Source organism: Nitrospinota bacterium (assembly GCA_016235255.1).
Lineage (GTDB): Bacteria > Nitrospinota_A > UBA7883 > UBA7883 > JACRLM01 > JACRLM01.
In genome coordinates this window covers 24349-36701 of the sequence record JACRLM010000099.1, presented here as the reverse complement: position 1 = coordinate 36701, position 12353 = coordinate 24349, and the positions used below count along the sequence as shown (strand labels likewise).

Sequence of the window (12353 nt, the reverse complement as noted above, 5' to 3'; positions counted from 1 at the left end):
AGCGGGAAAACGAGGCTAAAGCGGGCTCCATGGGGGGCACAAAACAGTCGTTGTCTGAGCGCAAAGAGGCCGTCAATCCGCAATTACGGGGTAAATGATGGATCAAAACCACGATGCTGGAATTATGCAAAGGTCTCCTTGCAAAGGGGGAGAAAGGGACAGGGCACGGCGCACCGCGCCCCTGCAGGCCGAGACGACAGGATGATACGCAAGGCTCTATCTGAAAATAATCCCGCGTCCATGATAGAATTTTCCCTATATGGGAAAACAGACCGCGATTAACGCAGAGTCACTCATCCGCCAGCGGGTGCGGGAACTTTCTGCCTATCATGTGGAGCCGTATCCATGCGAGGTGGCGCTGGACGCCAACGAATTCCCATACACACCCACTGAACCACTCGCAGGCCGTATCAAAAGCGCCATCGAGGGGGTGAAGCTCAACCGCTATCCGGACCCTTCCGCCGCGCGGCTGAAAAAGGCCATCGCCGCCAAGGAAGGGTGTTCCGAGGCGAACATCATCCTTGGCAACGGGTCGGACGAGATAATACAGGCGCTCATCGCCGCCATATGCGATCCTGGGGACAAGGTGCTCGTCCCCTCGCCCACATTCTCCATGTACAGGATCATCGCCCATTACCTGAATGTGGACGCGGTGGAGGTGGCGCTGAATGATGACTGGACGATGGCCGCCGAAGCGATGGCTCAGGCCATCGGGCGCGAAGAGCCGAAAATTGTGTTCATCGCATCGCCGAACAATCCGACGGGGGCGTTGTACCCGGTGGAAACGGTGATGGCGGTGATCGAGGCGGCGCGCGGATTGGTGGTGATAGACGAGGCGTACATTGATTTCGCAAAGGCCCCATACGGCCCGCTGTTCAAGGAATATCCCAACGTGGCGATCCTGCGCACCTTGTCCAAGGCAGGTTTCGCCGCGCTGCGGCTCGGCTATATGATGATGGACGAAAAGCTATGCGCCCAGGTGGAGAAGGTGCGGCTGCCGTATAACATCAACTCTGTGACGCAGGCTTCAGCCCAGGCGGCGGTGGAGGAATGGGGGGCGTTGGGCCCGCTGTTCCGGCAGGTTGTCGCGGAGCGCGAACGTGTGTTCAAAGAACTTTCCTCTATTAAAGGGGCAAGCCCCTTTCCGTCCGAAGCCAACTTTATCCTTACCCGGATTGAAAAGGATGTGGAAGAAGTATTTGCGCGTTTGCTAAAGCAGGGCGTGCGCGTGCGCTGGTTCAAAGACGACCGGCGGTTGGGGGACTGTCTGCGCGTCACCATCGGCTCCGCTCCGGAGAACAACAGGTTCATCGAGGCCATAAAGGCCGCAGTATGAGGAAAGCCACCACCTGCCCGGAATGCGGGGCGGAGGTTACGGTCCGGCTCAATCCATATCTCACGGTGGACATCATTATCGAAATCGGGGACGGGATTGTGCTGATCGAGCGGGCCAACGAGCCTGTGGGGCTGGCCATCCCCGGCGGCTATGTTGACTATGGCGAGACGGTGGAGGCCGCCGCCGTCCGCGAGGCGAAGGAGGAAACCGGGCTTGATGTGGAATTGTTACGCCAGTTCCACGTATATTCCGACCCGAATCGGGACCAACGCCAGCACAACGTGGCGGTGGTGTTCATCGCCCGGGCGCAGGGCGTCCCTGTCGGCGGAGACGACGCGAAGAGCGCGGCGTTGTACAGTAAAGACAAAATACCGTTTGAAAAGCTTGTGTTCGACCACGAAAAGATATTGAGGGATTATATTGCTTTGTAGGGGCGGGTTTGAAACCAGCCCCCAGGATATTGTCATATGAGGGCGGGTTTAAAACCCGCCCCTACCAAGAACGGTTTAAATATTCCATGGACTTCACCCTGACCGATGACGATAAACGGACGCTTCTGAGGGCGGCGAGGGACTCTATCGCCAGCTCTTTTAAGGGAAGCCAGGTAAAGGCTCCTGAACCTGCTTCGCCGGACATTTCAAAAAACCTCGCCACCCCGTGCGGCGCGTTCGTAACGCTCACAAAACATGGCGACCTGCGCGGATGCATCGGGTATGTGGAGGCGGAATATCCATTGTATGAAACAGTTGTCCAGGCCGCCAAGGCGGCGGCTTTTCAGGACAGCAGGTTCGCCCCGGTCACCATGAGCGAACTTGAAGAAGTGGAGATAGAAATCTCCGCGCTCACCCCTCCCCACACCGTGGCCTCATATTGCAACATCGAAATAGGCCGGCACGGGATCATAATGTCCAAACACGGCCGGCGCGCCCTTTTCCTTCCGCAGGTGGCCTCCGAACGGGGCTGGGACATCGCCACCACGCTCACACACCTTGCCATGAAAGCGGGTATTTCCCCCGATGGCTGGCGTGAGGGGGCGCAATTCGAGGTGTTCGAGGCGCTGGTGTTCGGGGAGGAGTCCTAGACCTTTGCCAGCCGTTCAAGCGTGTCCGGATAGCGCCGCACGAGCATGATCAACGCCGCCGCCTGATCGTTCGGCTTTCCCCTTCCCTGTTCCCAACGCTCAAGGGTCCTTGCCGACACGCGAAGCCTTTGTGCGAAAACGCCCCGGGACATATGCAGCCGTTCGCGCGTTTCCCTAATTACCGCCGGAGCCACATCAAGCGCGGGTTTAGGCTCCACCTTGCATGTTTTTAAAGTGAGTTTCTTTTTCCGCCACGAGGAAATATCTTCAAGCCCTTCCCGTATTTCATCGGCGATGTTCCGTTTACTCATTTGTCCACGTCTCCACAATTTTCCTGAACGTTTTTCTGTCCTCGGCCGTCAAGTCCGCCTTTTCATTTTTCGAATACAATGTCAGCAGGTATATATGGGAATGGGCCGAGTACCAGTAATAAATGATCCGCACCCCGCCACGTTTGCCTTTTCCCTTCGCATTCCAGCGTAATTTTCTGATTCCTCCGGCGCCTTTGATGATGGAGCCTGCTTCAGGATTCGTAACCAAGGCTTGCTGCAGATCACGATAGCCATCATCGGAGATGTAATCGTGCACGAACCTTGTAAACAGCCTGGTCTCGATGAATTCTATTTTTAATTATACGCGATATGCGTATAGCTTAACATGAAAATGGTCCAGAATTACAAACTTAAAACACTGTCAATCTACGAAAACGCTTGATTTATCCTGCCAATAATCAATAAAATAACGTTTTGTTTTGTCGCGGAGTTTTGCGCCGCCGCCCTTGATTGGCGCATGCAGTTGTAAAAGGATAAATGCAAACAGCCAGAATAGTCATCACAGGTGTCGGCCTGACAGCCCCCAACGGGGACAATCTCGCCGATTTCCGTTCGGCGCTCCTTTCAGGCAAGTCCGGGGTGGAAATGATAACCACACGGTACATGCCCCCAGTTCCCGCCGGGGTGTGCCATTTCGACCAGTACCGGCACCAGAATAAAAAAGCGGCGCGGCGCGGCACAAGGGCCGGGGCCATTTCCATATATTGCGCCAACGAGGCGGTGGCGGACGCGGGGATAAGCCTGGACGCAGTCGGCAGGGACCGCACCGGGGTGTTCATCGGGATCACAGAGCATGGCAACGTGGAGACCGAGAACGAGGTGTACAACCTGGGCCAGTACAACAACGACGTACGCTTCTGGACGCACCACCACAATCCCCGCACCGTGGCCAACAATCCAGCCGGTGAAGTGACGCTCAACATGAACATCATCGGGCCCCACCTTTGCCTTGGCGCGGCCTGCGCCGCTGGCAACCTCGGGATCATATACGGCGCCCAGATGCTAAAGCTCGGCGAGGTGGACATGGCCATCGCGGGCGGGGTGTCCGAAAGCATCCACACCTTCGGCATTTTCGCCAGCTTCAAAAGCCAGGGCGCCCTGGCCTCGCATGACGACCCCACGAAGGCCTCAAGGCCGTTCGACCGGGACCGCAACGGCATCGTGGTGGCCGAAGGGGGTTGCCTTTTCATCCTTGAAAGGCTGGACGACGCGTTGAAGCGCGGGGCGAAGATTTACGGCGAGGTGGCCGGGTACGCCTATAATTCGGACGCGTCCGATTTCGTGCTTCCAAACCCAACGAGGCAGGCGCAATGCATGAACCTTGCGCTCAAAAGGGCCGGGATGACCGCCGCCGATGTTGACATCGTGAACACCCACGGCACGGGAACGGGCCAGGGGGACCAGTATGAGTGCGAGGCAATACGCCAGGTGCTGGGGGATTCTTCGAAGGCCCACGTAAACAATACAAAGAGTTACATTGGCCACGCCATGGGAGCGGCTGGGGCGCTGGAACTGGCTGGAAACCTCCCTTCGTTCGATGACGGCATGGTCCACCCCACCATCAATCTGGACAATCCGGATCCGGAATGCCAGATACCGGGCATGGTGGTCAACAAACCTGTGAAAGCGGACAAAATTGACGTTATAATGAACAATTCTTTCGGCATGCTCGGGATAAATTCCGTGGTTGTCGTAAAACGATTTGTAAAATAGCGCCGGATTGGAGATAATATCCGTTTCATGGCGCTAAATCAGTTTTAAGGGAAGGGAAATGACAGGAGAAGGAATACGCCAGGCCATAGTGGAAATCATCGGGGACATCGTTCCTGACGAGGACCTTGCGGCCATCGAGCCGGACAAATCGCTTCGCGAGCAGATCAGCCTTGATTCGATGGACTTTCTGGACATCGTGATGGAACTCAGGAAACGGTACAGCGTGGAGGTCCCGGAAAAGGACTATCCGATGCTCGCCACGATGAACAGCACGATAAACTATCTCCTTCCCAAAATGGAGAACCTGTAGGCCGGGCTTGTCCCCGGTTCCACAGGTTCTCCGGCAAGCACAATTTGCGATACGACACGGTAATCATCGGCGCCGGAATGTCCGGCCTGGCGGCCGGAATAAGGATGGCGCGCTATGGCGGTAAAACGGCCATTTTCGAGCGCCATTCACGGCCCGGCGGGCTTAATTCCTTCTACAATTCCGGCGGATACAACCTAGACGTGGGGCTCCACGCCATGACAAACTATGTTTCGGACGGAACGAAGAGCGCGCCGCTGATGCGCCTTCTGCGTCAGCTCAGGATCCCTTTCGACAGCCTGCTGCTCGCGCCGCAAATGACAAGCAAGATAGCCTTCCCCGGCGTCTCAATCTCGTTCTCCAACGATTTCGGACTGTTCATGGAGTCCGCCGCCGCCGCGTTCCCGGCGCAAAAGGACAACCTGGCCAAACTTGTGAAGGCCGTGACCGAATACGACGCGTTCAACCTCGAGAGAAGAAAGCTCTCCGGCAGGGAGGTCTTAAATACGATAATAACCGATCCGCTCCTTGCGGAAATGATCCTGTGTCCCGTGATGTTCTACGGATCGGCGGAGGAAGGTGACGTCGAATTCGGCCAGTTCGCCGTGATGTTCCGGAGCCTGTTCCTGGAGGGGCTTGCAAGGCCACAGGGCGGGATACGCACGGTGCTTGGCCTTTTGCAGAACGCTTTTATGGACGCCGGGGGCTCGATCAAACTGGGCTCCGGGGTCTCTAAAATAATCGCAAAAGACGGTAAAGTGGCCGGAGTGGTCACCGATGACGGGGACGAAATTGAATGCGGGGCGGTGTTGTCATCGGCGGGGCTTCTTGAAACAATCGCCTTATGCCCGGAGGCAAAGCCGGCCAACGGCGCCGCCGAACCCAGGGCCGGGCGCGTTTCGTTCATGGAGACCGTCAATGTCCTGGACACGCCGCCGGCGGAACTGGGCGTGGACGCATCGATAATCTTTTACAATGATTCGGACACTTTCACATATGCCAATCCGGCGGAGCCGGTGGACCTGCGCTCCGCGGTGATCTGCATGCCGGACAATTTTGCCGGGGCGGCGGAAGATTACCACATGCTCCGGGTGACAAACATCGCCAACTGCGATTTCTGGATAGGAGTGGACGAGATGGAGTACGTGAAGGCCAAAGAAACATGGCGGAGCCGCTCGTTTGAGGCGGCGGGCAACGCGATCGGCGGAGTCACCTCCGGCAACGTGGTATTCTCCGACGTGTTCACCCCGCGCACCGTGCGGCGGTTCACGGACAAGGTCAACGGCGCGGTGTACGGCTCGCCGGACAAGGTGACGAACGGCAAAACCACCGTCGAAGGGCTTTATATTTGCGGGACCGACCAGGGTTTCCTGGGCATAGTCGGCTCCATGCTTTCCGGCGTCACCGTGGCAAACATGGCGCTGACGCGCGCAACTCAGGCGGATTGAGAACATGGCCATACGCGGACTGAAGGACCTGAAAAGCTCCTATGACTGCATAGTCATAGGGGGCGGCCTGGGAGGGCTCACCTGCGCCAACAGGCTTGCGCGCGCCGACAGGAGCGTGCTTCTTCTCGAACAGCACATACAGCTGGGCGGGCTTGCCACCTGGTTCAAGCGCAAACGCCACATATTCGACGTGGCGCTCCACGGCTTCCCCGCCGGGATGGTGAAGACGTGCCGCAAATACTGGAGCCGGGAGATCGCCGACAGGATCGTCCAGCTCAAGGGGATACGGTTCGACAATCCCCAGTTCCAGCTTCAGACGACTTACGACAAGGCGGATTTCACCCGCATCCTCATCGAGAAGTTCAACATTCCGGCCCAGACCGTGGAAAGGTTCTTCACCGTCACGCGGGAGATGAACTTTTTCGACGACCAGAAAAAGACCGTGCGGGAGCTTTTCGAGGAGTTCTTCCCCGGCAGGACCGACGTTGTGAGGCTTCTGATGGAGCCGATAACCTACGCCAACGGCTCCACCCTCGACGATCCGGCGATAAGCTACGGCATCGTGTTCTCCAACTTCATGAGCAGCGGCGTTTACACATTCCGCGGAGGCACCGACCTTTTCATAAAGATGCTCGACGCGGAGCTTGTGAAAAACGGGGTGGACGTGCGTGTGGGCGCGCTGGTGGAAAAAATATGCTTTGATAATGGCAAAGCGTCCGGCGTGATCGTCGGCGGAAAGCGGATCAACGGGCGCTCCGTGGTGTCCAACGCGAACCTGAAGACCACGGTGCTAGACCTTATGGAAGACGGCGTGGCGCCCCCGGAGTTCGTCCGCAAGACGGAAAAAGTGCGTGTGAACAACAGCTCCTGCCAGGTGTACATCGGGATAAAGGACGGGGAGAAGATAGACAATATCGGCGACCTTCTGTTCACCTCCACGGCCCCGGTGTTCGACGCGGACATGATGCTGGCGCCGGAAGTGACAAGCAGGACGTTTTCGGTGTATTATCCAGACCTCCGTCCCGGGCATGATCGGTACACAATCGTCGCCTCCTCCAACGCGCGGTATGAGGACTGGGCGGGGCTGGACGACGAGCAATACGAGGCGCGCAAGAAACATCTGGCGGAGACGACGCTTGACGCGCTTGAAAAATATGTTCCCGGGGCGCGTCAAAAGGCCGATCACGTGGAAGTGGCCACGCCGAAGACGTTCCACAGGTACACGCTGCACGAGGGGGGATCGTCCTTCGGCACGAAGTTCGAGGGGCTGGAGATAAGCCAGGGGCTGCCGACTTTCGCGCCGGGGCTGTTCCACACAGGCTCGGTGGCCATAATAATGTCCGGCTGGCTTGGCGCGGCAAACTACGGGGTGATCGTGGCCAACGAGGTGGACAAGTATCTTGGAGGATAGATGAGGGCTTTTTCCGGCCAGAGGGTGATCGTCACCGGAGGCACAAGGGGGATCGGCGCGGCCGTGAGCGAGGCTTTTTTAAAAGCGGGCGCCGCCGTCACCGCCGTTTACTCCGGCAATGCGGAGGCCGCGGAGAAATTCCGGCAGGCCAACGAAAGTTTCGGCCCGGCGCTGGAGGTGGAAAAGCTGGACGTGGCCGGCCACGGGGCCGTGGAGGAGTTTTTCAGAAAGTTCGAGGACCGGCACAAGAGCCTTGAAGTGCTGATAAACAACGCAGGCATCCGGCGCGACGCCGTTGTGGGAATGATGAGCGAGGCGGACTGGCGCGCAGTGCTGGACGCGAACCTGACAGGGTCTTTCAACATGTGCAAGTTCGGCGTGCGGGCGATGATGAAGAACCGCTACGGCAGGATCATAAACGTCACAAGCCCTTCCGGCGTGTTCGGATTCGCCGGGCAGGCAAACTACGCCGCAAGCAAGGCGGGCCAGGTGGCGCTGGCCAAATCGCTGGCAAAGGAAGTGGCCGGACGCAAGATCACCGTCAACTGCGTCTCGCCCGGATTCATTGACACAGATTTGATATCCGGCCTTTCCGAAGAGCAGAAGAAGACCTACGCCGCGCAGGTGCCGCTAAAACGGTTCGGCACGGTGGACGAGGTGGCCCGGTGCGTATTGTTTCTCGCCGAAAAAGGATCATCGTACATCACAGGGACAACGCTGGAAGTCACCGGCGGGCTGTAGAATATAAATGCTTCGCCCTGGCTGGCTCTATTAGCGCTTCCCCGTGGTCGCTGACCACGGATTCAACGCTGTCCGGGGATATTTGAGCGCGAGGCGCGCCTTTTCCGTAAGGATGGAATCGTGGAGCGCTTATTCCTTCACCTCTCCCTTGAGGGGAGAGGACGGCCTGAAAGGCCGGGTGAGGGTGCAAATAAAATGGCGGGCAAAATGAATCAGTGAACAAGAATGAACGTTGAATGTTATATTTTCACCCTCCCCCCGCCCCCTCCCCTCAAGGGAGGGGTGAAAATGAAACCGATGTCCCACCGCCGGGCGGCCAGGAATCCGTGGTCAGGCCGGGCTGTTGCCCAAAAGGGAAAACACACGAAACGAACGCTGTCCGGGGTGTTCTTCACGCCGGACTCTATGTTGATAAGAGTGTTAAACTCTTGACTTTGGGACATCGGGGTGAAGAACACCCCGATGAGCATTTGGGCAAAAGCCCGAGGCGGCCACGGCGAACTGCACAACGGAAGCATATTTACGCGAGTAATTAATCAATCCTGTCCTCCTCCGCGCCTCCGCGCCTCTGTGGTTTTTATCTCCTAAAACTCCGCCTTTATCCCGAACGACGGCATCAGCCCCATCTGGTAAACCGGCTTTCTGGAGGTGTAGCCGGCGTTGTAAAGGTAGCCGGAGATGTTTTTCTGGTCATAGGCGTTTATCAACTCGAAGAACATCCCCATCTTCCATCCGTCCATGTCAAACCTCCGGTCCACCCGAAGATCGAGCCTGTGATAGTCCGGCAGCCGCTCCGAACCTATGGCGGCGTACACCGGCCGCAGTCTGCCATCATCGGCTGTGTACGTCCCGGTGATCGGGGTGAATGGCGCCCCGCTTTGATACCTTAACCTGGCCCCGAAAGACCAGCGCTCCGAGAATTTATAGTCCACCACGAAATTGGCGATTACCGGCTGGTCGAAACTGTACGAGAATGCTTCGCCGGTGATCTCGTTCTTCCTTTCGGATTTGGCGTAGGCCAGCGATATCCAGCCGGAAAGGTCCCCCCAGCCAGGGGCCTGTTTCACCAGCAACTCTGCGCCATAAGCTTTTCCGGAGGCTCCATTCACATACTTTAACATCTCGTCCGGGACGGTCAGCCCGGTGATGTCCTTGTAATACCCCTCAAACTTCGCCGAAACTCCCTCGCCGAAGCTGTGCTCGATCCCCGCCACATAATGATCCGCCTTTATCAGCGAAAGGTACGGGTTGCCGAAATCGTCTATTATCTCCTGCCCCGGCGGGACCTGGCTGTATTTGCCCCATCCGGCGCTAAGATTGGTCTGTTCCGTGATGGCGTATTCGGCGCCCACTCTCGGCTCGACAGTGCTTGTGTCCAGATAATCGCCGGCTGTGGCCCGAAGGCCGCCGGTGAGGGCGAATCCCTTCATTATCTCCCACCTGTCCTTTATGTAACCTTCCCGGAAATTCGACGTGAGCGTGTCCCCGTTCCGCGCCCTGGTGGCGCTGGTGTAGTCTGTGTCCGGATTGAACTCGGAGGGGAATTCGCTGACGATGTCCAGGTCCAGCCCAACTTTCATGTGCCCGAAGGCGGCGCCCACCAGCGCCTTGTGCCCCTCCGCCGGGGTGAACGCGAATTCATCGCGGGCCTGCCACAAGTCCATGTCCACAATCGCGTGGCCCAGCTGTTCTAGCTGATCGTTCATCCCGGTGAACAGATGCCCCACCCCAAAAGTGTTTGTCCCGGAGCCGAGCGTTGATGTCCACACGATCCCCTGTCCATGATATTGCTGATCGTGCGCCAAATCTCCCGCAAGCACGGGGTCGTGGGCGGCGTATTCCGAATCATCGCGGATGTTCAGCTTCATTATGTCCTGCGAACCGGTGAACTGCAGCCGGACGGTGTTTGTGTCGTTTGGCCTGTAAACGTATTTCCCCTGGTAGTCGTAGAATTCGGGGAACTGGGTATAGTCCATGCCGTCGGTCAGATTGCCGGTCTTTGGAAGGACCATGTCTATATAGCTCCTCCTCGCGCCGAAGTAGAACGACTGGTTATCGGAAACGGGGCCTTCCACAAGGAAGTCCGCCTCGTATATGCTCATGCTCACCTTGGCGCCAAGCCTGTCTGTCCTTGGATCGCGCAGCTTGATGTCCACCACGGCCCCGATCACGTCGCCATACTCCGGGCCGAAGGCCGCCGAGTAAAGTGTGAAATCTTTTATCAGGTCGGAGTTTATGTTGCTCGTGCGCCCTCCCATGTGGAAAAGATATCCCGCCTCCAGAAAATCCAGCCTGTACAGGTTGTCCCGCGGGCCGGTCCCCCGCACCGCCGGATCGCCGCTGCTGTCATTTGCCGTGGTCACGCCGGGAAGGCTCTGGATCGCCATCACAGGATCGCCATGCGCCCCGGCCACTTTGGACATTTCCGCCCCCTTCACCTTCATCACGCCCCCCTGCGTGATCCGCTTTTCACCGGCCACCACCCGGACAGTTTCCAAAGAAAGCGTGGTGAACGGCTCCAGATCAAGCTTTTCATCATCAGCATGGGAGTCCGCCGCGGCCGGTTCGTTTTCCCCTGCCATCGCAATATGCCCGCAAAATACAAAAGCGGCCATCGCCGCGATCAACAAACGGAAAACACCCACGGTAAAACCTCCACCGCAAATTGGAATTAACACAGAAAGACAACATGCGCCATGCGCGCCCCGCCGTGTATGGAGCATATTACGGACAAGGAACGGGAAATATAATTAAATCGTATGAAAAAAGCAAAATATGTTCACGCAAAGGCGCCATTGACATACATTTATATGGAGGATGGAGGTAATAATAATATTATCTATGCGCCGATGAACGCTTCCCGCTGTCATCCTGAATATCCTTGTCACCAGATGTCATTCTGAGGCGAAGCCGAAGGATCTCCATCACCATACAGCGGTCAGGGGTCAAGAACCTGCGGCGAACAGCCAGGATTCTGCGGTCAGACCGGGCTGTTGCCCAAATGCTCATCGGGGTGTTCTTCACCCCGATGTCCCGAAGTCAAGAGTTTAGCACTCTTATAAACATAGAGTCCGGGGTGAAGAACACCCCGGACAGCGTTCGTTTCGCGTGTTTTCCCTTTTGGGCAACAGTCCGAGGCGGCCACGGGGAAGCTTGGCAATGGAAGCACAGACGCTAACCGAATCAATCAATCCCATCTTCCTCCGCGCCTCTGTGGTAAATTTTCTGTCTCTTAGAGGGGCTATTTGATCCAGTCCTCCACCGCCAGTCCCTTCACCCGGGAAAACTCCCTTGTGTTGTGGGTGACAAGGACCGCGCCCAGGCTAATCGCGTGGGCGGCTATCATCATGTCCATCGCGCCGATGGGGGAACCACGTTTTTCAACCTGTTCACGGGCGGGGCCATACGCCATTGCCGCCTGTTCGTCAAAACCTGCTATTTCGAACGGAGCGAAAAACCCGTCCAGGGCGTCGTTGTTCACTTGCGGGCTGCCGCTTTTGGCCGCCCCATAGCGCAATTCCGCAACGGTGACGATGGAAAGCCCCGCTTCACCCGGTTCAAGCTTTTTAAGCCGCCAAAGAGCCTTGTCCCCTTTTCTCCTGATGATGAAAACACATGTGTCCGTGTCGAGCATGAATTTCATGGCGGGCAGTCAGAGCCCTTTTCTTTTCTGCATGGCAGGCTGGCCCCTCTCCTCCATGAAATCGGATGTGAAATGCCCAAGGCTGTTCTCCAATATGCCCCAGGCGCCCTTTTCCGGAAGAATAAGAAGCCCTTCCCTGACTTTTTTGACGAAAGCAAGTTTTCCGGCCATCCGGAATTCCTTGGGAAGCCTCACAGCCTGGCTTTGGCCGTTCTTGAATATTTTCGCGGTCTTCATCGCCGGTCTCTCGAATAATATATATTAATAGTATCTACTTATGTCCGGTGTGTCAATCTCCTCTTTTTCATAGCTGTCCGGGGTGTTCTTCACCCCGGGCTCTC

Annotated in this window: 13 protein-coding genes; 8 read left to right on the top strand and 5 right to left on the bottom strand. The window is 57.1% G+C overall.

Translation table 11 applies throughout. The annotated features are described in order from the left end of the window. Nucleotides 1–259 precede the first annotated feature (259 nt). The 3 genes from hisC (at nt 260) to amrA (ending at nt 2417) form a co-directional block, all read left to right on the top strand. Nucleotides 260–1336, top strand: a complete 1077-nt coding sequence (hisC, locus tag HZB29_13045) for a histidinol-phosphate transaminase (protein ID MBI5816526.1) — start codon at nt 260–262, stop codon at nt 1334–1336. Next, the gene (locus HZB29_13040) at nt 1333–1767 is read left to right on the top strand and encodes an NUDIX hydrolase (GenBank protein MBI5816525.1); all 435 of its coding nucleotides are present in this window, start codon (nt 1333–1335) and stop codon (nt 1765–1767) included. The genes hisC and HZB29_13040 overlap by 4 nt, the downstream gene beginning before the upstream one ends. An 86-nt stretch (nt 1768–1853) precedes the next feature. After that, nucleotides 1854–2417 (top strand): AmmeMemoRadiSam system protein A, encoded by a 564-nt coding sequence (amrA, locus tag HZB29_13035; GenBank protein MBI5816524.1) that lies wholly within the window; start codon nt 1854–1856, stop codon nt 2415–2417. Here the strand turns inward: amrA and HZB29_13030 are convergent. Next, entirely contained in the window at nt 2414–2728 is a 315-nt protein-coding gene (locus HZB29_13030) for a helix-turn-helix domain-containing protein (GenBank protein ID MBI5816523.1), read from the bottom strand. The genes amrA and HZB29_13030 overlap by 4 nt on opposite strands. Next, on the bottom strand, nt 2721–3041 hold the full coding sequence (locus HZB29_13025; GenBank protein ID MBI5816522.1) for a type II toxin-antitoxin system RelE/ParE family toxin: 321 nt from the start codon (nt 3039–3041) through the stop codon (nt 2721–2723). Before HZB29_13025 ends, HZB29_13030 begins: the two co-directional genes overlap by 8 nt. 185 nt (nt 3042–3226) lie before the next feature. On the opposite strand from HZB29_13025, the gene HZB29_13020 reads away from it, so the two are divergent. The 5 genes from HZB29_13020 to fabG all read left to right on the top strand — a co-directional run bounded on the left by HZB29_13020 (nt 3227) and on the right by fabG (nt 8369). Then, nucleotides 3227–4462, top strand: a complete 1236-nt coding sequence (locus HZB29_13020) for a beta-ketoacyl-[acyl-carrier-protein] synthase family protein (GenBank protein ID MBI5816521.1) — start codon at nt 3227–3229, stop codon at nt 4460–4462. 58 nt (nt 4463–4520) lie between these two features. After that, nucleotides 4521–4772, top strand: coding sequence for an acyl carrier protein (locus tag HZB29_13015; protein ID MBI5816520.1), 252 nt, complete (start codon nt 4521–4523; stop codon nt 4770–4772). Nucleotides 4773–4849: 77 nt separating this feature from the next. After that, nucleotides 4850–6217, top strand: a complete 1368-nt coding sequence (locus HZB29_13010) for an NAD(P)/FAD-dependent oxidoreductase (GenBank protein MBI5816519.1) — start codon at nt 4850–4852, stop codon at nt 6215–6217. Between the two features lie 4 nt (nt 6218–6221). After that, nucleotides 6222–7628 (top strand): NAD(P)/FAD-dependent oxidoreductase, encoded by a 1407-nt coding sequence (locus HZB29_13005; GenBank protein ID MBI5816518.1) that lies wholly within the window; start codon nt 6222–6224, stop codon nt 7626–7628. Beyond that, a complete protein-coding gene (gene fabG / locus HZB29_13000) occupies nt 7629–8369 on the top strand; it encodes a 3-oxoacyl-ACP reductase FabG (GenBank protein MBI5816517.1) in 741 nt (246 codons plus the stop codon). 584 nt (nt 8370–8953) lie between these two features. Here fabG and HZB29_12995 read toward each other — a convergent pair. From HZB29_12995 to HZB29_12985, 3 genes are all read right to left on the bottom strand, one after another. Next, complete coding sequence (locus tag HZB29_12995; GenBank protein ID MBI5816516.1) at nt 8954–11014, bottom strand: TonB-dependent receptor; 2061 nt, start codon at nt 11012–11014, stop codon at nt 8954–8956. A 596-nt stretch (nt 11015–11610) separates the two neighbouring features. Continuing rightward, nucleotides 11611–12012 carry a type II toxin-antitoxin system VapC family toxin gene (locus HZB29_12990; protein ID MBI5816515.1) on the bottom strand — a complete coding sequence of 134 codons (402 nt, stop codon included), beginning with the start codon at nt 12010–12012 and terminating at the stop codon, nt 11611–11613. 9 nt (nt 12013–12021) lie between these two features. Then, the gene (locus HZB29_12985; protein ID MBI5816514.1) at nt 12022–12249 is read right to left on the bottom strand and encodes an AbrB/MazE/SpoVT family DNA-binding domain-containing protein; all 228 of its coding nucleotides are present in this window, start codon (nt 12247–12249) and stop codon (nt 12022–12024) included. Nucleotides 12250–12353 lie beyond the last annotated feature (104 nt).

Excerpts from the sequence above, each read along its gene's own strand:
- hisC (MBI5816526.1), top strand. The coding sequence starts at position 260 with ATGGGAAAACAGACCGCGATTAACGCAGAGTCACTCATCCGCCAGCGG.
- HZB29_13040 (MBI5816525.1), top strand. The coding sequence starts at position 1,333 with ATGAGGAAAGCCACCACCTGCCCGGAATGCGGGGCGGAGGTTACGGTC.
- amrA (MBI5816524.1), top strand. The coding sequence starts at position 1,854 with ATGGACTTCACCCTGACCGATGACGATAAACGGACGCTTCTGAGGGCG.
- HZB29_13030 (MBI5816523.1), bottom strand. The coding sequence starts at position 2,728 with ATGAGTAAACGGAACATCGCCGATGAAATACGGGAAGGGCTTGAAGAT.
- HZB29_13020 (MBI5816521.1), top strand. The coding sequence starts at position 3,227 with ATGCAAACAGCCAGAATAGTCATCACAGGTGTCGGCCTGACAGCCCCC.
- HZB29_13015 (MBI5816520.1), top strand. The coding sequence starts at position 4,521 with ATGACAGGAGAAGGAATACGCCAGGCCATAGTGGAAATCATCGGGGAC.
- HZB29_13010 (MBI5816519.1), top strand. The coding sequence starts at position 4,850 with ATGTCCGGCCTGGCGGCCGGAATAAGGATGGCGCGCTATGGCGGTAAA.
- HZB29_13005 (MBI5816518.1), top strand. The coding sequence starts at position 6,222 with ATGGCCATACGCGGACTGAAGGACCTGAAAAGCTCCTATGACTGCATA.
- fabG (MBI5816517.1), top strand. The coding sequence starts at position 7,629 with ATGAGGGCTTTTTCCGGCCAGAGGGTGATCGTCACCGGAGGCACAAGG.
- HZB29_12990 (MBI5816515.1), bottom strand. The coding sequence starts at position 12,012 with ATGAAATTCATGCTCGACACGGACACATGTGTTTTCATCATCAGGAGA.
- HZB29_12985 (MBI5816514.1), bottom strand. The coding sequence starts at position 12,249 with ATGAAGACCGCGAAAATATTCAAGAACGGCCAAAGCCAGGCTGTGAGG.